Raw genomic sequence first — 25263 nt, forward strand, 5'->3', positions numbered from 1 at the left:
GCCGGGCGGACGGTCAGGAGGAGCGGTCGGCGGACTCCAGGATCTCGGCGGCCGTGGGGCTGCTGTCGCGCAGGAACTCGCGGCAGCGCTCGGCCTCGTCGGTCTCGCCGATCGCGGCGGCGGCCCGGCCGAGGGCGTGCAGCGAGCGCAGGAAGCCGCGGTTGGGCTCGTGCTCCCAGGGGATCGGGCCGTGGCCCTTCCAGCCGGCCCGGCGCAGCTGGTCCAGTCCTCGGTGGTAGCCGGTCCGCGCGAACGCGTACGACTCGATGACGTTCTCGTTCTCGAACGCGCGGTCGGCCAGGGCGGCCCAGGCCGCCGAGCAGGCCGGGTGCTTGGCGGCGACCTCGACCGGGTCCACGCCGTTCTCCAGAGCTTCGCGGGCCTCGGGGTCGTCCGGAAGTTCGGTGGGCGGCGGTCCGCCGAGCAGGTTCTGGCTCATCCCGTCATCGTAATTCGCTCCGGTCCCTCGTCCGACCGGGCGGGGCGCTAGGCGGCGGCCGGGAGGAGCGGGAGGTGGAAGACCGCCGAGCCGTCCGCATAGCGGGGGCGGGCGAAGGGCCAGCAGGAGCGGACGGCCGCCAGGGCGGCGCGGTTGTCCGGCAGGATCTCGGCGCCGAACGCGGTGACGCCCCGGCGGAGGGCCGTATGGGCCAGGCAGCAGACCAGCAGGCGGCCCACGCCGCGGTGCTGCCAGGGGTCGACGACCAGGACCGCCAGCTCGGCGCGGCGGGGGTCGGCGCGGTCGCGGACGTACTCGGCGACGCCCACGATGTCGTCGTCGAGCAGGGCCACCAGCGCCTCGTGGTCCCAGTGGTCGATGCCCTCCAGCCGGTGCACGTACGTCTCGGGGATGTGCGGGCTTCCGGTGAAGAACCGGGCGAACAGGCTGGCCGGGGACAGCCGGTCCGACATGCGGCGCAGCCGGGGGCCGTCGGTGACCCCGTAGGGGCGCACCCGCACGTCCTCCAGGCGGAGATCCGGCCGGATCCCGTCCTGGAGACGAGCGCCCTCCTCATTGAGTTGCGTCATAAAACTCATTGGAGCTCAGGAAGGTTGCTTCAAGCAACCCTCAGCGGATGCGAGGTGCGCCACGCAGGCGGACGCCGATCAGCGGGCGCCGGGGCCGGGGAGGGCCTCCACGTCCGTCGGCCCCAGCGGGGCCCCGCAGGAGCTGCAGGTCAGACGCGCGGTGATGGTGCCGTCGCAGCCGCGGTGGCGGACCACCACGGGCGGGCCGTCGGCGGCGTAATAGCGGTCGCCCCACACCAGGAGGGACATGACGACGGGCCACAGCTCGACGCCCTTGCGGGTCAGGCGGTACTCATATCGCTCCGGGCGCTCGCAGTAGCGGTGCCGGCGCAGGACGCCCTCGTCGCACAGCCGGTTGAGCCGGTCGGTCAGCACGTTGCGGGCGACGCCCAGGCGCTCGGTGAAGTCGTCGAACCGCCGCACCCCCTCGAACGCGCTGCGGATCACCAGCAGCGTCCAGCGGTCCCCGACCACCTCCAGGGCGCGGGCGATCGAGCAGTTCTGCGTCTGGTAGGTGCGCGGCAACACGTTAAGAGGCTACCCGCGTTGCGTGACACAACCCCTTCCCTCGGGCGGCCGGAACGACGACGGCCGTGGCCGCCCCCCGCGGGGCGCGCCACGGCCGTGGGACGGGCCGGTGTCAGGAGAGCTTCTTGCCCGCCGACATCAGGTCCTCGCAGGCCCGGACCACGCGGGCGGCCATGCCGGCCTCGGCGGCCTTGCCGTAGGAGCGCGGGTCGTAGGTCTTCTTGTTGCCGACCTCGCCGTCGACCTTCAGCACGCCGTCGTAGTTGCGGAACATGTGGTCGGCGATCGGGCGGGTGAAGGCGTACTGGGTGTCGGTGTCGATGTTCATCTTGACCACGCCGTAGGACACCGCCTCGCGGATCTCCTCCAGCGAGGAGCCCGAGCCGCCGTGGAACACCAGGTCGAACGGCTTCTCCTTGCCGTACTTGGCGCCCACCGCCTCCTGGATCTCCTTGAGCACCTGCGGGCGCAGCTTGACGTGGCCCGGCTTGTAGACGCCGTGCACGTTGCCGAAGGTGGCGGCCAGGATGTAGCGGCCCTTCTCGCCCACGCCCACGGCCTCGGCGGTGGCCAGCGCGTCGCCGGTGGTGGTGTAGAGCTTCTCGTTCATCTCGCCGACGATGCCGTCCTCCTCACCGCCGACGACGCCGATCTCCATCTCCATGATGGTGCGGGCCTTGACGCACTCCTCCAGCAGCTCCGCGGCGATCTGGAGGTTCTCGCTCAGCTCCACCGCCGAGCCGTCCCACATGTGCGACTGGAACAGCGGCTCCTGTCCCTTGGCCACCCGCTCCTGGGAGATCTTCACCAGCGGACGCATGAAGCCGTCCAGCTTCTCCTTGGGGCAGTGGTCGGTGTGCAGGGCGATGTTGACCGGGTACTTGGCGGCCACCACCCGGGCGTACTCGGCGAAGGCGACCGCCCCCGTCACCATGTCCTTGACGGCGGTGCCGGACAGGTACTCGGCGCCGCCGGTGGAGATCTGGATGATGCCGTCGCTCTCGGCCTCGGCGAACCCGCGCAGGGCCGCGTTCAGGGTCTGGCTCGAGGTCACGTTGATCGCGGGGAAGGCGAAGCCCTCCTTCTTGGCGCGGTCGAGCATCTCCGCGTAGACCTCTGGGGTCGCGATGGGCATTGTGAGCGTCCTTTCTTCACGCCTGTCCGCTGCGAGGTGCCATGACCGGCCCTGTGACGGGGGCCGCCCCCGGTGGGGGATGCCACCGGCCAGCCTTAGGGCCCAGTATCCCGGACAGGGGGTCGGAAAGCACCGGCGGGGCGGCCTGGAGCGGTCCCGCGGCGCAGGTGAGAGGGGGTGCGCGGTCGGCCGATGCGTCGCTTGGGCGAGAAACGCCGGGCGTGGCCGGTTAAGCTCGCACGTGTGGATCTCGCGGTGAACTTCCTAGACCCCCAGAAGCTCATCCTGGCTTTCGGCGTGGTCGGCATCCTGGCCATCATCTTCGCCGAGACCGGGCTGCTGTTCGGCTGCATCCTGCCGGGAGACTCGCTGCTGTTCGCGGCGGGCATCTTCACCGTCGGCTCGGCCGCCAGCGGCCTGGGCCTGGACGAGCCCCTGTCGCTGCCGGTCCTGCTGGTCGGCGGGCCGATCTGCGCGATCGCCGGGGCGCAGCTCGGGCATTGGCTGGGCGCCAAGTACGGGCGGAAGCTGTTCGACCGGCCCGACTCGCGGATCTTCCGCCAGGAGTGGGTGGAGAAGGCCGAGCACTACTTCGAGAAGTTCGGCCCGGCCAAGGCCGTGGTGCTGGCCCGGTTCATCCCGATCGTGCGGACGTTCCTCAACCCGCTGGCCGGGGTGCTGGGGATGGACGCCCGCCGCTTCTTCGTGTGGAACGTGGTCGGCGGGATCCTGTGGACCGATGGGCTGTTCCTGGCGGGCCACTTCCTCGGTTCGAAGATCCCGAACATCGAGACCTACATCCTGCCCGGAATCATCGTCATTGTCCTGCTTTCGGTGATTCCGATCATCCGTGAGGTCCTCAAGGCGCGCTCCGAGAACGCCCGGAAGGGCGACAACACGGCGGTCGAGGAGTCGCGACCGTCGCTGAGCGGTGACAGTTCTCGCTAACCTCCCCATGTGGGACGTCATCGGTCGGACCCTAGGGGTCTCGCGCGCATCCTCTTTGCGGTCCTCGCCGTGGTGGCTGCGCTGACACTCGTCGTCGTCGGTGGACTGGCGCTGTTCAACGCGCTCACCGCTCCGGCACCGGGCCCAGCGCCGAGCCGGGCGATCAGCGACACCGCCACCGACGGCGCCACCGCGACACCGTCGGATCCGACCGCCCCTCCTCTGCAGATCACCGTCATCGGCAAACCGACCGAGGTCTTCGTGAAGGTGTCCGGCAGCGGCGGGGCGGTCCTGCAGCGCGGCGTGCTCGGCCCCGGCGAGACACGCAGATACGACCAGGTGCCGCTGGACGTGGTCGTCTACGACTCCTCCTCCGTCGAGGTCCGCATCTACGGCGAGATCGTCGAGGACCCCGACGGCGGTCGAGGCGAGTGGGAGGTTCCCGAGCGACGTCGGTGAGCCGTGCGGACGACCCCACGGCTCACGGCGTCCCCGTCGGTCATCCGTCAGTCGAGGCCGAGGTCGGCCACCTGATAGGCGAAACGGTAGGTCAGCCCCTCGGCGGCCAGCCGTTCGGCGGCGCCTCGCTCGACGATGGTGGCCACGGCGACCACCTCGGCACCGGCTTCGCGGAGGGCCTCGACGGCGGTGAGGACCGAACCGCCGGTGGTGGAGGTGTCCTCCACCGCCAGCACCCGGCGGCCCGCCACGTCGGGGCCCTCGATCCGGCGCTGCAGCCCGTGGGTCTTGCCGGACTTGCGCACGACGAAGGCGTCCAGCCGACGCCCCCGGGCGTGCGCGGCGTGCAGCATGGCGGTCGCCACCGGGTCGGCGCCCAGCGTGAGACCGCCCACCGCGTCATAGTCCAGGTCGGCGGTCAGCTCCAGCATCACCCGGCCCACCAGGGGAGCGGCGTGTCCGTCCAACGTCACCCGGCGCAGGTCCACGTACCAGCTGGCGCGCCGGCCCGACGACAGGACGAAGTCACCGTGCACCACGGCCTTCTTCTTGATCTCTTGCAGCAGCTCTTCGCGGTCGCTCACGGGAGGAACCCTAGCGGCGGGCCCGCCGTGACCGATCCGCCCCGGTGTACCGTCGGCTGGATGCCGCGACGACTCCGCCGGGCCGGGTGACGCCGTGACACCCGGTTCGCTGATCCTGCTGCACCCGCCGCGCGCCACCGCCGCCGCCTGGGGGGAGGTGCCGGAGCTGCTGCGCGCCCGGGGCCGTGAGGTCCTCGTCCCCGACGTCGGGGAGGTGGGCGGCATGCGCTATGTGGCCCGTGCGTCCCTCGCCGTGGCCGCCGCCGCCCCCACCGCCCCCCTCGTCCTGGTCGGCCGGAGCGCCGCGGGCCCGCTGCTGCCCGCCATGGCCGCCGCGCAACGCGCCGCCCACCGCGCCGTGGGCGGATACGTCTTCGTGGACGCCGACCCGCCCGCGCCCCGCGCCCCGGCCGCGGGCCACGCCCACGCCCTCGATGCGGCGCCCCCCGTCCCCGCCGACTGGCCGGAGGCGCCCTGCGGCTATCTGAGCACCGCAGGCGAGACCCCTCGGGTGCGTCAGGCCCGCCTGCGGGGCTGGCAGGTCACCGTCCTCGCCACCGGGTCGGCGGACCGCCTGGCCGCCGCCCTGGACGCCCTCATCGGCGCCCTGTAGCCGCCGGTGGGCCCTCAGGCCTGCTTGAGGAGGTCGTCGAGCATCGCGTCGTACTCGTCCTCGGGCCGGCCGAGGTCGATGCGGGCGCGATAACGAAGGCGCAGCAGGGCCTCCAGGCTGTCCTCGGCGACGCGGCCCTCCTCGTCGGGGGCCTGCTCGCGGACCGACAGCACCACGTCGGCGCCCCGGGTGGCCCACTCGTAGGCGCCGCTCACATCGCCGTGGGCGTAGAGGATCTCGGTGACGGTGCGGTAGACCTCCGGATCGCGCGGACGGTCGGCGCTGATCCGGTCGAGCAGGGAACGGGCCTCATCGGTCTCCCCCAGCTCGAACAGGGCGTCGGCGAGGTAGACACGGGGATCCCCGTACGTCTCGCCGCCGTCCTCGATCGCCTGCCGGTACAACTCGGCGGCCTTGGCGTGGTCTCCGGCGTGCTGCCACTGCTCGCCGGCGCGCAGCAGGATGTTCGCGCGGGAGACCCCTCCGGAGACCGACGCGGCCAGCTCCGACAGCCGCCGCGCCGCCGATGCGTGATCGCCAGTGCGCAGGGTGTCGAACTCCAGATCGTCGAGATCGTCTTCCGTCACATGCGTCACAGTTCCACGCTACCCGCCGGTCGTCGTGCGGAGCGGGATATTCGCCGATGATCGTGAACCGGGACGGAAGCGTCGAACCGGACGGTCGGGGACCGGAGCCGGCGACGGTCAACGACGAGAGCGCTCGAGGGCGTCCCAGAAACCCCGGCGCAGGGCGTGCCGGACCTCATCGTGCAGCAGGAAGTCGATGGGCAGCGAAGACCCCTGCAGCAGACGGGCCTCCAGGTCCGAGGGCATGCGGGGCTTGCGGGCCAGCACCGCCTCCAGCCAGAGGGCGGGCGCGTCGCGGGCCACCGACTCGCCGAAGTCCTGGCCCTCCTTGTGCGCGGCCTTCACCGCGTCGGACAGGGTGGGCGCCTGGCTCTGCTGCGGCACGGCCGGCAGATGGGCCGCCTGCTGCGGACCGGTGGGGATCGGGGAGCCGGAGGGGCCCGCCGGCGACGACTGCCCGTACCCCGTCGGCGGGGCGGGCGCGGGCTGGACGGGCGAGGGCGGCGCCTGTGCGCCCGTCGACGGGCCGGACGCATGGTGGGCGCCGGTCGACGGGCCCGACGTCTGGTGGGCGCCGGTTGACGGGCCGGACGCGCCGCCCAGGGAGGCGTAGCCGGCGGCGGGCTGCTGGTCCGTGGAGGTCGTCCCCAGGCTCCGCATCCCGGTGCTGTTCAGGGCGGACCCGTACGACCCGTTGGAGGAGGACGGCAGCGGCTGCGGGCCGCTGTTGGACGACGATCCGCCCGAGGCGGGGCCGAGCGACGGTCGGCCGGTGATGGGGGAGGACGGCGGCGGGGCCGAGTGCGGCCCGGTCGATATCGGCGCGGACATCGTCTGCCCGGTGCTGGTGCCGTGCCCGTTGGACAGCGGCGACACCGAACCGCCGCCCTGGTCGACGCCGCTGAGCAGGTTCACGTACGGGCGCAGATGGTTGGCGCCGATCTCGATCAGGTCGTCGCACTCCTGCCGCAGCGCCCGCGAGATCGTCCAGTTCCCGTCCACCGCCACGTGCACGATCGTGACCCGGATGCCGAAGTCCTGGACGTCGGCGATGGCGGGGGCGAGGTCCTCGTCCCCGCTGACCACGATCGCGTCGGAGATCGCCCGGTTGCGGGCCAGCGTCATCAGGTCCCGGTGGATCTCGGTGTCCACGCCCTCGCGGCGGCCCGGCCGGATCCGCCCCAGCCGCAGCTTCAGCCCGGGCAGGTCGGCCAGCGCCTCATGCTCGGGGGAGCGCCGGCCCTCGACGGTGGCCTCGTACCAGTAGCAGCGCAGCAGCGGCATCCCGGTGCGCTCGCGGCCGAGATTGCCCAGCAATTGCAGCAGGCCGGGGAAATCCCACGACACCGTCTCCCGGTGGCGAGTGCCATGCACCGCCATCGCGCCGTCCGCCAGCAGGTAACCGGCGTCCACGAACAGCGCACAGCGATCCATGTCGCACCGCCCTTCCTCAGTTGGGACCCGTTCGGCGGCCGGCTCTGCGGGCCGGGCCGGAGGGGTCCGCCGATCCTGGTGTCATCGCCGGTGACCCACGATCCCGCCGGGCGGACGCCGATCTGTGCAGGGACCCCCGGGCACCTTCAGCGTCGTGCAGCCCTCGGGCACCCCAGAGCGACCAGACGGCCGGCCACCGATTGACCACGCGGACCTCCACGAACGTTGGGAGTGGACGGTACCAGTCGTTCCGGCTGACCGGAATCCTTCGCCATGATCTTTTACAGGGGTGTCCCACTGGCGGTTCGATCGTAGATCGAACCGGCGGCCGACGGTATTAAGAGGACTTCAAGAGTTCACGCGTCGGTCGCTCACCGCGACAGCGCGGCGACGGAGCGCTCCTCCAGGCGTCCCTCGGTGACGGCGGCCTCCCAGCGGACCTGAGCCCGTCGGCCGTCGATCTCGATCGTGGCGATCATGTTGTCGAACCACGGCCCCCGGGTCAGCCGCCACCGCAGCGGCGGCCGGGGCACCCCGGCCAGCGCCGCCAGCCCCCGGAACATCCAGGCCGTCCCCGGCGTGCAGGCCACCGCGTTCGCCCAGCGGAACGCGCCGGTCAGCGGGTTGCGCAGCGGGGAGCACACAACCTGGGAGATCGGGGCCGCGGTGTCCGGGGCGGTGACCCGCGCCAGGTACGAGTAGTGCACATCGCCGGACAGGAACGCCACCGACGCCGGGGCGGCGCCGCGTTCGCCCCGCGCCACCGCGGTCACCTCGGCGGCGACCGTGCGGAAGGAGTCCGCGAACGCCGCCCAGTGCTCCAGGTCGGCGGCCTGGCGGAGCCTCTCGCCGAACCGCGCGCCCAGCCGGCCCCAGGCGCCGCCGGAGACCGCCTCGTTCCAGTTCTCGGCGTGGTGGATGGGGCGCGGCAGCAGATACGGCAGCGAACTGACGATCAGCAGGTGGTCGCGGTCGCCCCGGCACTGCTCGCCCAGCCAGGCCATGTCGGCGTCGTGGAGCATGGCGCGCCGCTCGGGGGTCAGCAGCCGGGCGCACCTGCTGTCCGCCACGATCAGCCGGGTCGCGCCCAGGTCGCGGCGGTAGCTCCACCGGGTGCCGTCGGGCCGCAGGTCGGCGCGTTCGGCGAACGCGTCCACCAGGTCGGCCGCGTCGCGGTCGCCGGCGTCGCGGACCTGGGCGTACAGCGGGTCGGCGGCGCGTTCGGCCGGCGACAGGTTGCCCAGGTGCTGATAGATCCAGTACGAGCCCAGCCCGCCGACGATGCGCCGGCGCCACCACGGCAGCGACCGCATCTGCTCGCGCCAGGCGTGGGAGGTGTTCCAGTCGTCCCGCACGTCGTGGTCGTCGAAAATCATGTAGGTGGGGACGGTGGACAGCAGCCAGCGCACCGCCGGGTCGGTCCGCCAGGCCAGCCGGTACAGGTGGGCGTACTCGGCGAAGTCGGCCAGCTCGCCCCGCGGCTCGCTGTCGGGGCCGCGCCGCCGGTGGATGAACTCGACGATCTCCTCGCCCAGCTCGTCGGCGTACACCTGATCGCCGATCAGCAGCAGCGCGGTCGGCGGCTCGCCGCCGTCGGCCAGCCGGTGCGCGTACGCCGTGAGCGCGTCGGGGCCGTGCACGCCGCGGGGGTCGGGGCTGCGCCGGCAGGAGCCGAACGCCAGCCGCAGCCGCTCGCCGCCGTCGGGGGTGCGGATGACGCTGGGCGGGAACCGGTCGTCGCCCGGCTCCGGCCAGACCACTTCGCCGTCCAGCCGCACCTGGTAGGGGGTCTGTGAGCCCGGCTCCAGGCCGTCGATCTCCACCAGTGCGTAGTGGTGGCCGTGGACGGTGAACGTCCGGGCGGTGGCGCCGAGGACCTCGACCTCGCAGGGGCGGTCGGTCTCCACCCAGACGGTCGCGGTGCGCTCGTCCACGTGGCGGAGCAGCGGACCCAGAACCAGTTCGGTCATATCTGGCATCTGTAGTGCACGCGCGACGGCCGCGTCCACCGTGGAAGGGCTCCCCACGGGGGTTACCAGTGGGTAGGGGGATGGTCTACCCTGCCATCACTGCCAGCTGGAACTGGCATGGTCATGAGGCGACGTTCTGGGCGGGGAGGAGCCGCGATGGCGAAGGCGAATGCGGCGGGAAGCGCGGCGGGACAGGTCGTGGTGGTCACCGGGGCGGCCCGGGGCCTGGGGGCGCTGATCGCCCGGCGGCTCGCCGCCCGCGGCGCCACCCTCGCGCTGCTCGGACTGGAGCCCGAGCAGCTGGCCGAGGTCGCCGCCTCCTGCGGCCCCGACGCCGGCTGGTGGGAGGTCGACGTCACCGACGACGAGGCCATGGCGCGCGCCGCCGCCGAGGTCGTCCGGCGGTACGGCCGCGTCGACGTGGTCGTCGCCAACGCCGGCATCGCCACCGGCGGCCCCGTGCAGTACTCCGACCCCCGCACCTTCGCCAAGGTCATCGAGGTCAACCTGCTGGGCAGCGTGGCCACCGCCCGGGCGTTCATCCCCGCGCTGCGGGAGAGCCGGGGCTACTTCTTCCAGGTCGCGTCGCTGGCCGCACTGTGCGCCGCCCCGATGATGGCGGCCTACTGCGCCAGCAAGGCCGGCGTGGAGGCGTTCGCCCATTCCCTGCGCGCCGAGCTGGCCCCGCACGGGGTCAAGGTCGGCGTCGGCTACCTGAGCTGGACCGACACCGACATGGTCCGCGGCGCCGACGAGAACGAGGTGCTCCGCGACATGCGCGCGGGCCTGCCGTTCCCGGCGGGCCGCACCTATCCGCTGGAGCCCACCGCGGAGCGCCTGGTGGAGGGCATCGTCCGGCGCCGCGCCCACGTCTACGGCCAGCGCTGGATCCCCGGCATGCAGCTGGTGCGCGGCTTCGTCCCCGCCGTCGTCACCCGGCACGCCCGCCGCGTCATGGCGGAGGTGGAGCGCCGCTGGCTCGCCGCCGGCGCCCCCAGCACCCTCGTGGGCGCCGGCGGCGCCGCCGCGGCCTCCGCCGACTCCGCCACGACCTCCTGACGGTCTCCCGGCGACCGTCCGAACGGACTCCAGGCGGCTTCTCGAGGGCCTCCTCACGACCTTCGTCCGTCGACCGCGGCCCGGCCGCCTGCCGGGCCGCGCCGCCGCCCGAGCCGCCGGCCCGGACCGGGGACCGGTGGTTGCCAGTGGGAGATGGCAACGTGGTGGGCCGGGCGATACGGTGAGCGGGTGAGCGAAAGATCGGCGCAGGCCGAGCGGGAGTACCGGATCGAGGAGCTGGCCGAGGCGGCGGGAGTCCCGGTCCGCACGCTGCGCTACTACCAGGAGCGTCGGCTGCTGCCGCCGCCCAAGCGGCGGGGCCGGGTGGCGGTCTACTCGCACCGGCATCTGCAGCGGCTGCGCCTGATCTCCGAACTGCTGGACCGCGGCTACCGGCTGGATGGGATCGAGGAGCTGCTGACCGCCTGGGAGCAGGGCCGCGACGTGGGCGAGCTGCTGGGCTTCCAGTGGGCGGTGACCGCGCCGTGGAGCCGGCGGACCGAGACCGAGATGACCATGGAGGAGCTGGAGGAGCTGTTCGGCGACCAGCTCACCCCCGACGTGCTCGACGAGGCGGTCGAACTCGGCTACATCGAGATCCGCGGCGACCGGATCGTGCACCGGGTGCCGCGCCTGATGGAGGCCACCGCCGCCCTGGTCGCCGAGGGCATCCCGCTGGCCGAGCTGCTGGCGCTGAGCTGGGAGCTGGAGGCGGCCTTCGACCGGATCGCCTACACGTTCGTGCGGCTGGCCCGCCGCCACCTGATCGGCCGGATGAGCCAGCCGCCGACGCCCGAGGAGCTCGCCCGGGTGGCCGAGGCCGTCGAACGCCTCCGGCCGGTCACCCGCACCGTCGCCGACGAGCACTTCGCCCGGGCCATGGACCGCCGCATCCGCAAGGAGTTCGCCCAGCTCGCCCCGCGGCTGACCGGGACGGACCGCTCCTGATCGGGGACGCGGGACCGGCGGCCCCGGCCGAGCCGAGACCGCCGATCTCCTGCGGGCGACCCGGGCGGGCGCACGCGCCCGCCCGCCGAGAGCGGGTCAGCGTCCCCGCGCCATGTTGCGGGTGGGCAGACGACGGACGTTGGGACGGGCGCCGCGCGCCAGGGCCGCCGAACGACGGCTCTGGACATCGCCGCAACGGGAGAACGGGTCGGCGCCCTTCCCGACCTTCTTGACGCCTTTCTTGGCAGAGGAGACTTTTCGCATGAAGGACTACCTCCGGGCAGGCTGAAACACGGCTTTGGCGGCCGTCGAAAACGGTCAGGAAAATGCGGCGTCGAAACGGCGGTTCAACGGGAGACACGCCGATCGGCGCATGTCGTCGGCGACGCACGAACCGATTCACACGACGGAGACGAAACGGGGACCGCCTGCTGCGAACGAGCTCGGGGACGCGTGCGACGAGATGAACGAGCGAACGCCGAAGAGCGGCGGGACGGGGAGCATGGAGGGCGCGTTCCTGCGGCTGTGGCGCCGGAGGACGGCCGCTGCGGAAGGCTCAACCCGGAAGAATCACTTCTCCATGGCCATGACACTAGCAGCCCGACACCCGGAGATGTCAACAGAAAAAGCAAAAAATGCCGTCCGCCGCACGCAGTCGCCGTGGGGAACGGATGGGAGCGGCCGGTGTCGAACCGAACGGCCCGGCATTCCGCGCGCCGTGCCGCGGGGCGAGGCGAGAAAAGGCATGCGACGGGGCCGGCCGGTGCGGCGCCCGCCCCTCGTCGGACGGTGGACGAGACGCGGAGTCGACTCGCCGGCCGGCCGAGAGGGCGGGCGTCCACGGCGGCGTGCGGCGCCGAGCACGGCCGGCGGCTCGGCGCCGCACACCGCCGTCAGCGGTCCACGCGCCAGCGGCGGATCACCTCGCCGTCTCCTCCGCGGTCGCCGGCCCCGGCGGCGCCGGAGGCCGACGGGGGGATGAGGCGACCGGTCACCGGCGCGCGGGCCGGTGACCGGTCGGGGGTCACTTGGTGAGGGCGACGGCCGGCTCGACCGTGAGCCGGTCGGCGTCCTCGTCGCGGTCCACCACGACCTCGTCGCCTTCGGAGATCCGGCCGGACAGCAGCTCGCGGGCCAGCTGGTCGCCGATCGCGGTCTGCACCAGCCGGCGCAGCGGCCGGGCGCCGTACATCGGGTCGTAGCCGGTCAGCGCCAGCCACTCGCGGGCCGCGTCGGTGACCCGCAGGGTGAGCCGGCGGTCGGCCAGCCGCTTGGCCAGCCGCTCGACCTGCAGGTCCACGATGCGGGTCAGGTCCTCGGTGGACAGCGCCTCGAAGATGATCACATCGTCCAGCCGGTTGAGGAACTCCGGCTTGAACGACGAGCGCACCGTCGTCATGACCGCTTCCCGCTTGGCCGCGGCGTCCATGGTGGGGTCCACCAGGTACTGCGAGCCCAGGTTCGAGGTCATGATCAGAATGGTGTTGCGGAAGTCCACCGTGCGGCCCTGCCCGTCGGTCAGCCGGCCGTCGTCGAGGACCTGCAGCAGGATGTCGAAGACCTCCGGGTGGGCCTTCTCCACCTCGTCCAGCAGCACCACGCAGTACGGCCGCCGCCGTACGGCCTCGGTGAGCTGGCCGCCCTCCTCATAGCCGACGTAGCCGGGCGGGGCGCCGACCAGCCGGGCCACGCTGTGCTTCTCGGAGTACTCCGACATGTCGATGCGCACCATCGCGCGCTCGTCGTCGAACAGGAACTCCGCCAGCGCCTTGGCCAGCTCGGTCTTGCCCACCCCGGTGGGGCCGAGGAACAGGAACGAGCCGGTGGGACGGTCGGGGTCCGCCACCCCGGCCCGGGCCCGGCGCACCGCGTCGGAGACCGCCTTGACCGCCTCGGTCTGCCCGACCAGCCGGCGGCCGAGCTCCTCCTCCATCCGCAGCAGCTTGGCGGTCTCGCCCTCCAGCAGGCGCCCGGCGGGGATGCCGGTCCAGGAGGCCACCACGTCGGCGACGTCGTCGGGCCCGACCTCCTCCTTGACCATCGCCTCCCGGGTCTGCGCCTGCTCGGTGGCGCTCTGGAGCTCCTTCTCCAGCGCCGGGATCTCCCCGTACATCAGCCGCGCCGAGGTCTCCAAGTCGCCGTCGCGCTGGGCGCGCTCGGCCTCGCCGCGCAGCTGGTCGATGCGCTTTTTCAGCTCGCCGACCCGGTTCAGCCCGGCCTTCTCCTGCTCCCACCGGGCGACCAGCGCGTTGAGCTGCTCGTTCTTGTCGGCCAGGTCGCGGCGCAGCCGCTCCAGACGCTGCTTGGAGGCCTCGTCGGACTCCTTGGCCAGCGCCAGCTCCTCCATCCGCATCCGGTCCACGGCGCGCTGCAGCTCGTCGATCTCCACCGGGCGGGAGTCGATCTCCATCCGCAGCCGGGAGGCGGCCTCGTCGACCAGGTCGATGGCCTTGTCCGGCAGGAACCGGGCGGTGATGTAGCGGTCCGACAGGGTGGCGGCGGCCACCAGCGCCGCGTCGGAGATCTGCACCTGGTGGTGCGCCTCGTAGCGGCCCTTGAGGCCGCGCAGGATCGCGATGGTGTCCTCCACCGACGGCTCGCCCACGTACACCTGCTGGAAGCGCCGCTCCAGGGCGGGGTCCTTCTCGATCCGCTCGCGGTACTCGTCCAGCGTGGTCGCGCCGATCATGCGCAGCTCGCCGCGCGCCAGCATCGGCTTGAGCATGTTGCCGGCGTCCATCGCGCCCTCGGCCGCGCCCGCGCCGACGACGGTGTGCAGCTCGTCGATGAACGTGATGATCCGGCCTTCGCTCGCCTTGATCTCGTTCAGCACGGCCTTGAGGCGCTCTTCGAACTCGCCGCGGTACTTGGCGCCGGCCACCATCGCGCCCAGGTCGAGCGCCACCAGCCGCTTGCCCTTGAGCGACTCGGGGACGTCCCCGGCCACGATCCGCTGGGCCAGGCCCTCCACCACGGCGGTCTTGCCGACGCCCGGCTCGCCGATCAGCACCGGGTTGTTCTTGGTGCGCCGCGCCAGCACCTGCACCACCCGGCGGATCTCGGTGTCCCGGCCGATCACCGGGTCGAGCCTGCCCTCCCGGGCGCGGGCGGTCAGGTCGACGCCGTACTTCTCCAGCGCCTGGTAGGTGCCCTCGGGGTCCTCGCTGGTGACCCGGGCGTGCCCGCGGATCTTCTCGAACGCCTCCAGCAGGGCCTGCGGGGAGGCGCCGGCCCCCCGCAGCACCTCGGCGGCCGCGCCCCCGTCGGCGGCCAGCCCCACCAGCAGGTGCTCGGTCGAGACGTACTCATCCTCCAGCTGCCGGGCGCGGTTGGCGGCGGTGTTCATCGCCACGATCAGCTGCCGGGACATCTGCGGGCTGCTCACCGTCGCGCCCGTGGCCTTGGGCAGCCGCTCCAGCCGCTCCTCGGCGGCGCGCCGCACCGCCTGCCAGTCGGCGCCGATCGCCTCCAGCAGCGGGACGGCGGTGCCCTCCGGCAGCATCAACAGCGCCACCAGCAGATGCAGCGGCTCGACCTGGGGATGCCCCTCGGCGGCCGCCCGGCGGACCGCGACCGACACCGCCTCCTGGCTTTTGCGTGTCAGTTTGTAGTCCACGATCGCTCTCCGATGGTCGTTCAGGTTCGGTCATTGCGCTCGCGCCACAGCGCCACGCTCGCCTGCCGGATCGGCACCAGGTCGCCTCCGGTGGGGCCGGTCCGCCCGCGGCGCAGCTGGCCGGCCAGCCGGGCGGCGACCGCGCGGGTGGATTCGAGCTCGTTGGACAGCTCCTCGAGGGTGGCGCGCAAGCGGGCCAGTTCGTCGCGGAGCCGCTGGTTGTCGCGTTGCAGTTCCAGGATGTGCTTGATCCCGGCGAGGTTGATGCCCTCCTCCTGGGACAGCCGCTGGATCTCGCGCAGCATCACGATGTCGCGCATCGAGTAGCGGCGGCCCCGGCCTGCGGTGCGGTCCGGGGACACCAGTCCCAGCCGGTCGTAGGTGCGCAGCGTCTGCGGGTGCAGGCCGGACAGCTGTGCCGCCACCGAGATCACGTAGACGGGCGTGTCGTCGCCGAAATGGTCCATGGGGATCATTCCTTCGCCAACTGGAGCAGTTCGGCCCGCAGCGATTCACCGCGATCGGTGGCGCGCAGCCGCTCCAGCACCTCGCGCATGGTGTTGTCGATCTTCTGCGGCACCTGCACGTCGATGGTGACGAGCAGGTCGCCCTTGGTGCCGTCGCGTCGGGGGGCGCCGCGTCCGCGGACCCGGAACGTGCGGCCGTTGGGGGTGCCCTCGGGGATCTTCAGCGTGACCGGCATGCCCCGGTGCACCGGCACCTTGATCTGGGCGCCCAGCGCGGCCTCGGCGAACGTCACCGGCACCGTCACGGTCAGGTTGTCGCCGCTGCGCTTGAACACCGGATGCGGCTTGACCCGGATGGTGACGTACAGGTCGCCGGCGGGGCCCCCGTTCTCGCCCGGCGCGCCCTTGCCCTTGAGGCGGATCTTCTGCCCGTCGGCGACCCCTGCGGGGATGCGGGCCTGGATGGTGCGGGTGCCGGTGGCCCGGCCGCTGCCGCGGCAGTTGGGGCACGGGTCGTCCACCACCAGTCCGCGGCCCCGGCATGCGCGGCACGGCTCGGAGAACCCGAAGGTGCCCAGGTTGAGGGTCTCCTGCCCGGTGCCCTCGCAGGAGGGGCAGACCCGCGGCACGGTCCCGCTCCGTGCGCCGGTGCCCGCGCAGTGCGGGCAGGCCGCCTCGCTGGTCATCTTCAGCGGCACGGTCACCCCTTCCAGCGCGTCGCCGAAGGTCAGGGTGACCTCGGTCTCCACGTCCGCACCGCGCCGGGCCCGCCGGGCGCCGGTGCGCGCCCCGGCCCGCCCGAACAGCCCGCTGAACAGGTCGCCGAGCCGGTCGCCGGCCCCCGCTCCGGCCGTCTGGCCCTGGCCGAACAGGTCGCCCAGGTCGAAACCGAACCCGCCGCCGCCGGGCCCGCGGAACCCGCCCGAGCCGAACAGGCGGCGCGCCTCGTCGTACTCCTTGCGACGCTTCTCGTCGCTCAGCACGTCATACGCTTCGGAGATCTCCTTGAAGCGCTCTTCGGCTTCACGGTCGCCCTTGTTGGCGTCGGGGTGGTACTTGCGGGCCAGCTTGCGGTAGGCCTTCTTGATCTCGTCCTGGGTGGCCGTCTTCGAAACACCAAGGGCCTTGTAGTAGTCCTTCTCCAGGAAGTCCTTGGTGCTCACGGCGCCCCGCTTTCGTACTCTCGCGTTCTCGTCGTCAGGTTCTCAGGTCAGGCTCCGTCCGGCCCGCGCCGCGCGGGCGGCGCGGGCCGGACGGAAGGGATCACTTGTCGTCGGACGAGCCGGACTCGCCGGAGGAGTCGGGCTCGCCGGCGGCCTCGGCGGTCGGCTCCTGCTCCTGCTTCGGCTCCTCCGGCTCGGGCGGCTCGCCCGGCTCGGCCACCGCGACCCGGGCGGGCCGCAGGATGCGCTCGCCGAGCCGGTAACCCGGCTGGAGCACCTCGCTGCAGGTCGTCTCGGTCACCTCGGGCGAGTACGAGTGCAGCAGCGCCTCGTGCACCGTCGGGTCGAACGGCTCGCCCTTCTCGCCGTACTGCTGCAGTCCCAGCTTGGTGAGCGTGGCCTCCAGCGCCTCGGCGACCGACTTGAAGCCGCCGGTCAGCTCGCCGTGCTCACGCGCCCGGCCGATGTCGTCGAGCACCGGCAGCAGCTCGGTCAGCACGTTGGCCAGCGCCTGCTCGCGGACCGCCGCCCGATCACGCTCGACTCGCTTGCGGTAGTTGGAGAACTCCGCCTGGACCCGCTGCAGGTCCTCGGTGCGCTCCTGAAGCTGGGCCTTCAGCTTGTCGATCTCCTCGTTCTCGGCGGGAGGCGAGGCGGTGCCGGACTCGGCGGCGGGGCCGGGAGCGGCCTTCTGCTCGGCGGGCCGCTCCCGCACCTTGCCCGTCTCCGGGTCGATGCGCCGCTTGTCGCGGATCACCGGGCCCTCGCGCTCCTCACCCGCGTCAGGTGAGCTCACGCGGCACCGTCCTTCTTGTCCTCGTCCACGATCTCGGCGTCGACGACCTCGTCATCGGAGGAGGAAGAGGAGGAGCCGGAGGCGCTCGCGCCGGAGCCGGCGTCGGCCGTGGTCTCACCGCCGGCGTTCTGCGCGTAGATGGCGGCGCCCATCTTCTGGCTGACCTGGGCCAGCTTCTCGGAGCTGGAGCGGATGGCGTTCACATCGGAGCCCTCGAGGTTCTTCTTGACCTCGGCGATGGCCTCCTCGACCTCCTTCTTGACGTCCTCGGGGACCTTCTCGCCGTTCTCCCGCAGGAACTTCTCGGTCGAGTAGGCCAGCGTGTCGGCCTGGTTGCGGACCTCGGCCTCCTCCTTGCGCCGGCGGTCCTCCTCGGCGTACTGCTCGGCCTCGCGGATCATCCGCTCGATGTCCTCCTTGGGGAGGGCCGAGCCGCCGGTGATGGTCATCTTCTGTTCCTTGCCGGTGCCCAGGTCCTTGGCGTGCACGTTCACGATGCCGTTGGCGTCGATGTCGAAGGTGACCTCGATCTGCGGCACGCCCCGCGGCGCCGGCGGGATGCCCACCAGCTGGAACTGGCCGAGCTTCTTGTTGTGCGCGGCGATCTCCCGCTCGCCCTGGTAGACCTGGATCTCCACCGAGGGCTGGTTGTCCTGGGCGGTGGTGAACACCTCGCTCCGCTTGGTCGGGATGGTGGTGTTCCGCTCGATGATCTTGGTGAAGATGCCGCCCTTGGTCTCGATGCCCAGGCTCAGCGGGGTGACGTCCAGCAGCAGGACGTCCTTGACCTCGCCCTTGAGCACACCGGCCTGGAGGGCCGCGCCGACCGCCACGACCTCGTCGGGGTTGACGCCCTTGTTGGGCTCCTTGCCGCCGGTCAGCTCGCGCACCAGGTCGGTCACCGCGGGCATCCGGGTGGAGCCGCCGACCAGCACCACGTGGTCGATGTCGGCGACGGTGATGCCGGCGTCCTTGATGACCTGGTTGAACGGGCCCTTGCAGCGGTCCAGCAGGTCGGCGGTCATCTTCTGGAACTCGGCCCGGGTGAGCTTCTCGTCCAGGTGCAGCGGGCCCTCGGCGGAGGCGGTGATGTAGGGCAGGTTGATCTGCGTCTCGGTGGAGCCGGACAGCTCGATCTTGGCCTTCTCCGCGGCCTCGCGCAGCCGCTGCAGCGCCATCTTGTCCTTGGACAGGTCCACGCCGTGGGCGTTCTTGAAGCGGCTCACCAGCCAGTCGACGATGGCGTTGTCCCAGTCGTCGCCGCCCAGGTGGTTGTCACCGCTGGTGGCCTTGACCTCGACCACGCCGTCCCCGACCTCCAGCAGGGACACGTCGAAGGTGCCGCCGCCGAGGTCGAAGACCAGGATGGTGGCCTCGTTCTCCTTCTCCAGGTGGTAGGCCAACGCCGCGGAGGTCGGCTCGTTGATGATCCGCAGCACGTTCAGGCCGGCGATCTGGCCGGCCTCCTTGGTGGCCTGCCGCTGGTGGTCGGAGAAGTAGGCGGGCACGGTGATCACCGCGTCGGTGATCTTCTCGCCCAGGTAGGCCTCGGCGTCCCGCTTGAGCTTCTGCAGCACGAACGCGCTGATCTGCTGCGGGGTGAACTGCTTGTCGTCGATCTGCTTCTTCCAGTCGGTGCCCATCTCGCGCTTGACCGACCGGATGGTGCGGTCCACGTTCGTGACCGCCTGCCGCTTGGCCACCTCGCCGACGAGGACCTCGCCGTTCTTGGCGAAGGCGACGACGGACGGCGTGGTCCGCGACCCCTCCGCGTTGGCGATGACGGTGGGCTCGCCGCCCTCCAAGATCGCGACGACCGAGTTGGTCGTCCCGAGGTCGATACCGACCGCACGTGCCATGGTCTTCGTCCTCCGTCGTCACTCGGCCGTCCCCGAGGGCGGCCGCTTCATCGGGTGCCCGCGGTGAGCGGGCACGCGGTTTGCAGTCCGTTCCGCGGTACAGGGTGCCTACCGTGGTAGGTCGTGTCAAATTAGTTGAGTCTTGTGGGCTCAACTTTGCTGCTGCTTCTGCTAACAAGACGGTTGAGTCCGTTATTCCGTTCCCGGCCGGCGCCCGGCGGCGGGTCCGCGGACGGCCGCCGGAGCCGAGCGGATGAACCGGCGACGACCGGGCGCCGACCCGGCGGCGGGGCGGTCCGGCGGTGAGGGGGAAGTCGAGGGGAGCGGCCCCCGCTCTCTCGACCCCGCCGCGCCCGCGCCGCTGCGGCCGCTGAGAAGCCCCGGTCCCGATGCCCGGTCCCCGCTCCTCGCGCTCCGCCGCGGCCGTTGTGAAATGTCGTGAAAAGCAAGCGGCGGCCACGGGCGATGTGCCCGCGGCCGCCGCTTTCATCCGGGACGGAGGTCCTCGTGATGACCGGTCTCACGACCGGGAGGCGGCGATGACGTCCTCATCGCGGGGGCGCGGACCTTCGTCCCCGCGAGGAGGGGACGCCCGCCGAGGGGATGAAGGAGATCGCGCCCGCCCCCGTACGCCGCCGGAAGAGCCCGCACGTCCTCGGCGGGCGCTTCCGCGTGCTCTCCGGCGCGGCGGCGAGAGGGCGGGGGACGTCAGCCATGGCAGCCGTCCGCGACGCCGACGACCGCGAGCTGCACATGGGTCGAGCCGCCGGAGAGCCAATAGCCCCAGCAGATGTCCGTGCCGCAGGACAGGTCGTACAGCGCCCGTCCGAACAGGGTCTCGGGCTCGATCGCCGTGGCGGCCTGCCCCGCGCTCGGCCTGATGGACTCCCACTGCCCCCGCAGCCACTCCACCGCGCTGTCGGGGGTCTTGGCCACGTGCTGGAGGGTGCGCGCCGGCTTGCGCAGCCAGTCACGGATGATCTTCGGTGCCGCGTCGGTGTTCGGATCCTCGCGCACCAGGTCGTTGCCGAACGTGGCCCCGTCCATGCGGGCCATGTAGCAGTGCCAGTGCAGTCCCTTCTCCCGCCAGTCATCGCGAGGACGACGCCAGTACGCGTCGTAGTCGAACGGTGCGATGCTCACGCCACCTAAGTCTGCCCCGCCGCTCCGGCGGCCGGCCGCAGCCGACCCGGCCGGCGCGGGTGCGGCCGGCGGGACACCGGTGAGACGCCGACGAGACGCCGACGAGACGCGCACCGGGCGCCGCTCCGGCGGCCGGCCGCCTCACGCGATGCGGCGGACCAGCACGATGACGTCGGTGAGCGGGCCGGTCACCCCGCCGGGGCCGGTGGCCAGGCGTTCCTGGACGGCCAGGCGTTCGGGGCGGTAGCGGGCGGGGTCCAGGGCCATGCCCTCGTGGATCTCCTGGGGGGTGGAGAAGCGGACGTGGTGGGGGTGGGGCTCGGGCGCCCAGGGCGGCACGGAGCCGTGTTCGACGACGAACAACAGGCCGCCGACGGTCAGGGCCCCGGCCGCCCGGCGCAGGAGCCCGTCGCGGGCGGACTCCTGGTGGCAGTGCAGGAACAGGGACGAGACCAGGTCGTAGGCGCCGTCGGGGAAGGTGCGGGTCAGATCATGCCGCTCGGTGGTGATGCGGTCCGCGACTCCCGCGCGTTCGGCGAGCGCGCGCGTCCGGTCCAGCGCGGTGGGGGAGATGTCGACGGCGGTGACCCGCCAGCCCCGGGAGGCCAGATGAACGGCGTCGCCGCCCTCGCCGCAGCCCAGGTCGAGGGCGCGGCCGGGGGACAGGGGCGCGACGAGATCGACCAGGGGCCGGTTGGGCTCACCGCTCCAGACCTGGGAGCTGCCGGCGTAGCGCTCTTCCCAGAGCCGTTCGGCCTCGTCGTGCGGTTCGTTCATCGGAAACCTCCGAGGAGACCCCGCCTGAAGGCGGGGAGGGAGTCGGCGCGGATCCTTCGGGTCGGGGACGGGGCGGGGGAGGATCACGGCGCTCGGGCCTCGGCGCCGTTCTTCGTCGGTCTCGGTGGGTCTCGGTCGACCTTCGTCGGAATGGTGCCCGTGATCTGGGGGGATGCGCAGCCCGGTCGGCGTTTCGGAGCGGAGGCGGGGAGGGTTTCGGTGCGGGCGCAAAGAGGACGCGGAGGGGAAGGCAGAAGGGAAGCGGAGAGGAAGCGGAGAGGAGGGCGCCGGGCGTCGGGGGCGCGTCGAGGTTGTGCGGGGCCACAGCGCGGCTCGCGCCACCCCTTCTACCTGCACATTTGTTTGCAGGTGGGCGGAGTCGGGAGGTATACCACGACTTCGGCGGGTGACGGGCCGTTCGGCCTAGTGACCGCATATGCTACTCCCGAGTAGTATTTCGGCCCCCGGATGCTGGGCTGTCCGTCGCGAGCCCTACGCTGACAGCCGACGCCCGTACCTTCAGGAGGACGGAACCTTGCAATACGCGGTCACGTTGATCGTTGGGCTCGTCGGTACGGCGGTGGCGGTTGCGCTGGCCGGCCGGCGGGTGTTGTTCCTGTGGAGGCTCTTCAAGAGCGGACAGCCCGACCCCGAACGGGTGCTTCAGGTCAAGCGTGACCCGAAGGGCGACGTGAAGGGCCAGGTCGTCGAGGTCTTCGGGCAGCGCAAGCTGCTGAAGTGGACCGTGGCGGGAGCCGCGCACTTCGCGGTGATGTGGGCCTTCTTCCTGCTGGCGACCGTCTACCTGGAGGCGGGAGTTCAGCTGCTGTTCGGGCTCGAGGCGCACATCCCCTTCCTGCAGACCTGGCCGCCGATCGGGTTCGTGCAGGACACCATCGCGCTGGCCTGCCTGGCGGGTCTGGCCACCTTCACCGTGATCCGGATCCAGAACTCGCCCAAGCGGCTCGACCGCAAGTCCCGCTTCAAGGGCTCGCACACCGGCGGCGCCTGGCTCATCCTGTTCATGATCTTCAATGTGATCTGGACGATGTTCGCCTTCCGGGGCGCCGAGGTGGCGAACGGGAACTTCACCTACGGCAAGGCCGCCTACGCCTCCTACGGCGTCGGCCAGCTGATGAAGAACCTGGGCGAGCCCGAGTCCGGTCTGCTGGTCTTCCTGGAGGCCGCCTTCCTCCTGGCGCACATCGGCGTCGCGCTGGTCTTCCTGATCATCGTCGTCAACTCCAAGCACCTGCACATCTTCCTGGCGCCGCTGAACGTCATGTTCAAGCGCCGCCCGGACGGCCTGGGCGCCGCCCAGCCGATGATGAGCAACGGCAAGCCGCTGGACTTCGAGGAGGCCGACCCCGACACCGACACCTTCGGCCGCGGCAAGATCGAGGACTTCACCTGGAAGGGCTTCCTGGACATGGCGACCTGCACCGAGTGCGGTCGCTGCCAGTCCCAGTGCCCCGCCTGGAACACCGGCAAGCCGCTGTCGCCGAAGATGGTCATCCTCGAGCTGCGTGACCACGCCTTCGCCAAGGCCCCCTACATCCTGGCCTCCGAGGAGGAGCGGGAGAAGTTCACCGACGAGCAGAAGGCCGCCATGCAGGTGGACAAGGAGCTCGTCGGCGAGGACGGCGTCATCCACCCCGACGTGCTGTGGTCGTGCACCAACTGCGGCGCCTGCGTCGAGCAGTGCCCGGTGGACATCGAGCACATCGACCACATCCTGGACATGCGCCGCTTCCAGGTCATGATCGAGTCCTCGTTCCCCAGCGAGGCGGGCGTGATGCTCAAGAACCTGGAGAACAAGGGCAACCCGTGGGGCATGTCCGAGATGAAGCGCCTGGAGTGGATCGAGGAGCTCGACTTCGAGGTCCCGGTCGTCGAGGACTCCATGCCCGAGGACGCCGAGTACCTGTTCTGGGTCGGGTGCGCCGGCGCCCTGGAGGACCGCGCCAAGAAGACCACCAAGGCCGTCGCCGAGCTGCTGCACATCGCCGGCGTCAAGTTCGCCGTGCTCGGCCCCATGGAGGCCTGCACCGGTGACCCGGCCCGCCGGCTGGGCATGGAGTTCATCTTCCAGATGCTCGGCCAGCAGAACGTGGAGACCCTCAACGAGGCCGGGGTCAAGAAGATCGTGGCGACCTGCCCGCACTGCTTCAACACCTTGGCCAACGAGTACCCGCAGATCGGCGGGAACTACGAGGTCGTCCACCACACCCAGCTGCTGGCCAAGCTGGTCGAGGAGGGCAAGCTCACCCCGGTCACCCCGATCGAGGAGAAGATCACCTACCACGACCCCTGCTTCCTGGGCCGTCACAACAAGGTCTACAAGCAGCCGCGCGACATCATGGCCACCGTCCCGGGCGTCAAGACCCAGGAGATGCACCGGCACAAGGACCGCGGCTTCTGCTGCGGCGCTGGCGGCGCCCGGATGTGGATGGAGGAGCGCATCGGCAAGCGCATCAACACCGAGCGGGTGGACGAGGCGCTGACCACCGACCCCGACACCGTCTCCACCGCCTGCCCGTTCTGCCTGGTGATGCTGGGCGACGCCATCAACGAGAAGAAGAACGCCGGACAGGCCAAGGAGAGCCTGGAGGTCGTCGACGTCTCCCAGCTGCTGATCCGCTCCATCAAGGGCGAGGACGCCGCTCCCAAGGAGCCCGTCGCCGCCGAGTGACCGGATCGGCCGCCTGAGGCCCCGCTGCGCCCTTCCCCGGACCGCCGGGGAAGGGCGCAGCCGTGTCTCCGCCCCGCGCGCTCCGGTCGCGTTCCGGGGCGTGCCGCGGGCTCCATGGAGCCCGGGCGGGTCCGGCTCCCGAGGGCGCGCCACGGGCCCGTCATGGGACCTTGAAACGGGATCGCGCATCTGCGCGGGCCCGAGACCGACCGGTCCGCGAGCCTCCCGGGGCGACCTTGAAGGACCGGGGGCCTGTGCAGGGCCCTCCGGTCGTTCTCCGTACGGCCGAGGCGGGCTTCAAGGCGTTCAGGACCTTCAGGGTGTTCAGGACGCCGACAGACGATCGACGGACGACGGGCGACGGACGACGGGCGTTGTGCCGGCCGTGGCGCGACTTGTGCGGCCCCGGGGACGGAGGAATCTCTCCGGCGGTGCTCTCGGCGGTTCTCCGGTGAACGGAGCCGGGATTCCGGCCGTTCACCCATGATGATCAATGCGATCACGTACAGTGACGTGAGCGGCCGACCGAGAGGCCGGACATAAAAGTCGTTTCAATCGGATCACAGGTTTACATCAGAATCCTGTGATCTAGGTCACGGTTAAATTTGACTGACTCGTACTGTTTTCCACATGTCCCGCCGAGTGGACGGGCAGATCTGACGGCCGATCAGGAAGCGTTGTCAATCGGCTGAAAAGGCAGGTGACGCGTCGGTTCACAGGGGGGTCGCGCAGGGTTCGCCGTAACTCCCCGTAGCCGCCGTCCGCGCGAAAGGGCGTCCCCTACCCGCTTTCTCCTTGTTTTAAACACCTTCCGTGATCGAACACTCCGGGGGTCGTGAGGGACGTCGGCTACGTTCGGTGCACATGGCCGCGACCCCCCTTCGTGCAGGCACCCGTGACCTTCGGCTCGACGACGAGATACGGCTGTCCCGTCCGGAGCTTTCGGACGGGCGGGAGCTGTGGCGGATCGCCCGTGACTCGCGCTCCCTGGACCTCAACTCCCCCTACGGATACGTCCTGTGGTGCCGGGACTTCGCCGACACCTCCGTGGTCGCCCGCGACCGGAAGGGGCCCTGCGGGTTCGTCACCGGATACCTGCGACCGGCCGCCCCCGACACCCTCTTCGTCTGGCAGGTGGCGGTGGACGACCGCCGCCGCGGACAGGGCCTGGCCCGCCGGATGCTCGACGAGCTGACCGCCCGCGACCCCGGACGCCGCTTCCTCGAGGCCACCATCACCCCCGGCAACATCGCCTCGGCGCGACTGTTCGAATCCTTCGCCCGCGCCCGCGGCTGCGAGCTGGTCCGCCGCGAACTCTTCCCCGCCGACCTGTTCCCCGGACCCGACGACCACCCTCCCCACGAGCCCGAGGTGCTGTACCGCATCGGGCCGCTCACCGACTGACGACCGCGCCTTCGACCGTCCAGGACCTCATCTCCCAGGCCCCCACCCGTTC

The 25263-nt window shown here is 71.5% G+C and carries 23 protein-coding genes; 7 read left to right on the top strand and 16 right to left on the bottom strand.

The features are described from left to right. Nucleotides 1-13: 13 nt before the first annotated feature. From EIO00_RS03645 to fbaA, 4 genes are all read right to left on the bottom strand, one after another. Nucleotides 14-439, bottom strand: a complete 426-nt coding sequence (locus tag EIO00_RS03645; protein ID WP_140175473.1) for a DUF3151 domain-containing protein — start codon at nt 437-439, stop codon at nt 14-16. Between the two features lie 47 nt (nt 440-486). Continuing rightward, on the bottom strand, nt 487-1029 hold the full coding sequence (locus tag EIO00_RS03650) for a GNAT family N-acetyltransferase (RefSeq protein ID WP_140175474.1): 543 nt from the start codon (nt 1027-1029) through the stop codon (nt 487-489). 78 nt (nt 1030-1107) lie between these two features. Beyond that, nucleotides 1108-1557, bottom strand: coding sequence for a winged helix-turn-helix transcriptional regulator (locus tag EIO00_RS03655; RefSeq protein WP_140175475.1), 450 nt, complete (start codon nt 1555-1557; stop codon nt 1108-1110). A gap of 112 nt (nt 1558-1669) precedes the next feature. Further along, nucleotides 1670-2692: a class II fructose-bisphosphate aldolase gene (fbaA, locus tag EIO00_RS03660; RefSeq protein WP_140175476.1), complete on the bottom strand. Its 1023-nt coding sequence runs from the start codon at nt 2690-2692 to the stop codon at nt 1670-1672. Between the two features lie 255 nt (nt 2693-2947). Between fbaA and EIO00_RS03665 the strand changes: the two genes are divergently transcribed. Together EIO00_RS03665 and EIO00_RS03670 are read left to right on the top strand one after the other, a co-directional pair. Beyond that, the gene (locus EIO00_RS03665; protein WP_241661092.1) at nt 2948-3640 is read left to right on the top strand and encodes a DedA family protein; all 693 of its coding nucleotides are present in this window, start codon (nt 2948-2950) and stop codon (nt 3638-3640) included. 69 nt (nt 3641-3709) lie between these two features. Continuing rightward, complete coding sequence (locus EIO00_RS03670) at nt 3710-4099, top strand: hypothetical protein (RefSeq protein ID WP_140175478.1); 390 nt, start codon at nt 3710-3712, stop codon at nt 4097-4099. A 47-nt stretch (nt 4100-4146) separates the two neighbouring features. Here the strand turns inward: EIO00_RS03670 and pyrE are convergent, their stop codons facing one another. Beyond that, the gene (gene pyrE, locus EIO00_RS03675) at nt 4147-4683 is read right to left on the bottom strand and encodes an orotate phosphoribosyltransferase (protein WP_140175479.1); all 537 of its coding nucleotides are present in this window, start codon (nt 4681-4683) and stop codon (nt 4147-4149) included. Nucleotides 4684-4777: 94 nt separating this feature from the next. On the opposite strand from pyrE, the gene EIO00_RS03680 reads away from it, so the two are divergent. Next, nucleotides 4778-5296 carry a hypothetical protein gene (locus tag EIO00_RS03680; RefSeq protein ID WP_241661093.1) on the top strand — a complete coding sequence of 173 codons (519 nt, stop codon included), beginning with the start codon at nt 4778-4780 and terminating at the stop codon, nt 5294-5296. Nucleotides 5297-5310: 14 nt separating this feature from the next. Here EIO00_RS03680 and EIO00_RS03685 read toward each other — a convergent pair whose 3' ends face one another. The 3 genes from EIO00_RS03685 to EIO00_RS03695 form a co-directional block, all read right to left on the bottom strand. Beyond that, entirely contained in the window at nt 5311-5892 is a 582-nt protein-coding gene (locus tag EIO00_RS03685; protein ID WP_241661094.1) for a tetratricopeptide repeat protein, read from the bottom strand. A 108-nt stretch (nt 5893-6000) separates the two neighbouring features. Then, nucleotides 6001-7317, bottom strand: coding sequence for an NYN domain-containing protein (locus EIO00_RS03690; protein WP_140175480.1), 1317 nt, complete (start codon nt 7315-7317; stop codon nt 6001-6003). 371 nt (nt 7318-7688) lie between these two features. Then, on the bottom strand, nt 7689-9287 hold the full coding sequence (locus tag EIO00_RS03695; RefSeq protein WP_140175481.1) for an alkaline phosphatase D family protein: 1599 nt from the start codon (nt 9285-9287) through the stop codon (nt 7689-7691). 156 nt (nt 9288-9443) lie between these two features. Between EIO00_RS03695 and EIO00_RS03700 the strand changes: the two genes are divergently transcribed. Further along, complete coding sequence (locus EIO00_RS03700; RefSeq protein WP_140175482.1) at nt 9444-10346, top strand: SDR family oxidoreductase; 903 nt, start codon at nt 9444-9446, stop codon at nt 10344-10346. Between the two features lie 189 nt (nt 10347-10535). Next, nucleotides 10536-11294, top strand: a complete 759-nt coding sequence (locus EIO00_RS03705; RefSeq protein ID WP_241661095.1) for a MerR family transcriptional regulator — start codon at nt 10536-10538, stop codon at nt 11292-11294. Between the two features lie 96 nt (nt 11295-11390). Here the strand turns inward: EIO00_RS03705 and EIO00_RS24070 are convergent, their stop codons facing one another. The 8 genes from EIO00_RS24070 to EIO00_RS03740 all read right to left on the bottom strand — a co-directional run bounded on the left by EIO00_RS24070 (nt 11391) and on the right by EIO00_RS03740 (nt 21115). Next, nucleotides 11391-11558, bottom strand: coding sequence for a hypothetical protein (locus EIO00_RS24070; RefSeq protein ID WP_161602639.1), 168 nt, complete (start codon nt 11556-11558; stop codon nt 11391-11393). A 760-nt stretch (nt 11559-12318) separates the two neighbouring features. Then, entirely contained in the window at nt 12319-14910 is a 2592-nt protein-coding gene (gene clpB, locus EIO00_RS03710) for an ATP-dependent chaperone ClpB (protein WP_140175484.1), read from the bottom strand. A 20-nt stretch (nt 14911-14930) separates the two neighbouring features. Next, nucleotides 14931-15377 (bottom strand): heat shock protein transcriptional repressor HspR, encoded by a 447-nt coding sequence (locus tag EIO00_RS03715; RefSeq protein ID WP_140175485.1) that lies wholly within the window; start codon nt 15375-15377, stop codon nt 14931-14933. Between the two features lie 5 nt (nt 15378-15382). Next, nucleotides 15383-16540 (bottom strand): molecular chaperone DnaJ, encoded by a 1158-nt coding sequence (gene dnaJ / locus EIO00_RS03720; protein WP_140175486.1) that lies wholly within the window; start codon nt 16538-16540, stop codon nt 15383-15385. 100 nt (nt 16541-16640) lie between these two features. Next, nucleotides 16641-17336, bottom strand: coding sequence for a nucleotide exchange factor GrpE (gene grpE / locus EIO00_RS03725; RefSeq protein WP_206664022.1), 696 nt, complete (start codon nt 17334-17336; stop codon nt 16641-16643). Continuing rightward, entirely contained in the window at nt 17333-19195 is a 1863-nt protein-coding gene (gene dnaK / locus EIO00_RS03730) for a molecular chaperone DnaK (RefSeq protein WP_140175487.1), read from the bottom strand. Before dnaK ends, grpE begins: the two co-directional genes overlap by 4 nt. Before the next feature lie 708 nt (nt 19196-19903). Further along, the gene (locus EIO00_RS03735; RefSeq protein WP_140175488.1) at nt 19904-20338 is read right to left on the bottom strand and encodes a hypothetical protein; all 435 of its coding nucleotides are present in this window, start codon (nt 20336-20338) and stop codon (nt 19904-19906) included. Between the two features lie 141 nt (nt 20339-20479). Beyond that, nucleotides 20480-21115, bottom strand: a complete 636-nt coding sequence (locus tag EIO00_RS03740) for an SAM-dependent methyltransferase (protein ID WP_140175489.1) — start codon at nt 21113-21115, stop codon at nt 20480-20482. A gap of 553 nt (nt 21116-21668) precedes the next feature. On the opposite strand from EIO00_RS03740, the gene EIO00_RS03745 reads away from it, so the two are divergent. After that, entirely contained in the window at nt 21669-23807 is a 2139-nt protein-coding gene (locus EIO00_RS03745) for a (Fe-S)-binding protein (RefSeq protein WP_140175490.1), read from the top strand. Between the two features lie 864 nt (nt 23808-24671). Beyond that, nucleotides 24672-25211 carry a diaminobutyrate acetyltransferase gene (ectA, locus tag EIO00_RS03750; RefSeq protein WP_140175491.1) on the top strand — a complete coding sequence of 180 codons (540 nt, stop codon included), beginning with the start codon at nt 24672-24674 and terminating at the stop codon, nt 25209-25211. Nucleotides 25212-25263 lie beyond the last annotated feature (52 nt).

Source organism: Thermomonospora catenispora (genome assembly GCF_006363815.1).
GTDB lineage: Bacteria > Actinomycetota > Actinomycetes > Streptosporangiales > Streptosporangiaceae > Thermomonospora > Thermomonospora catenispora.

Coding starts and splice junctions, on each gene's coding strand:
- EIO00_RS03645 (WP_140175473.1), bottom strand. CDS start 439: ATGAGCCAGAACCTGCTCGGCGGACCGCCGCCCACCGAACTTCCGGAC.
- EIO00_RS03650 (WP_140175474.1), bottom strand. CDS start 1,029: ATGACGCAACTCAATGAGGAGGGCGCTCGTCTCCAGGACGGGATCCGG.
- fbaA (WP_140175476.1), bottom strand. CDS start 2,692: ATGCCCATCGCGACCCCAGAGGTCTACGCGGAGATGCTCGACCGCGCC.
- EIO00_RS03690 (WP_140175480.1), bottom strand. CDS start 7,317: ATGGATCGCTGTGCGCTGTTCGTGGACGCCGGTTACCTGCTGGCGGAC.
- EIO00_RS03695 (WP_140175481.1), bottom strand. CDS start 9,287: ATGACCGAACTGGTTCTGGGTCCGCTGCTCCGCCACGTGGACGAGCGC.
- EIO00_RS03700 (WP_140175482.1), top strand. CDS start 9,444: ATGGCGAAGGCGAATGCGGCGGGAAGCGCGGCGGGACAGGTCGTGGTG.
- EIO00_RS24070 (WP_161602639.1), bottom strand. CDS start 11,558: ATGCGAAAAGTCTCCTCTGCCAAGAAAGGCGTCAAGAAGGTCGGGAAG.
- EIO00_RS03715 (WP_140175485.1), bottom strand. CDS start 15,377: ATGGACCATTTCGGCGACGACACGCCCGTCTACGTGATCTCGGTGGCG.
- dnaK (WP_140175487.1), bottom strand. CDS start 19,195: ATGGCACGTGCGGTCGGTATCGACCTCGGGACGACCAACTCGGTCGTC.
- EIO00_RS03740 (WP_140175489.1), bottom strand. CDS start 21,115: ATGAACGAACCGCACGACGAGGCCGAACGGCTCTGGGAAGAGCGCTAC.
- ectA (WP_140175491.1), top strand. CDS start 24,672: ATGGCCGCGACCCCCCTTCGTGCAGGCACCCGTGACCTTCGGCTCGAC.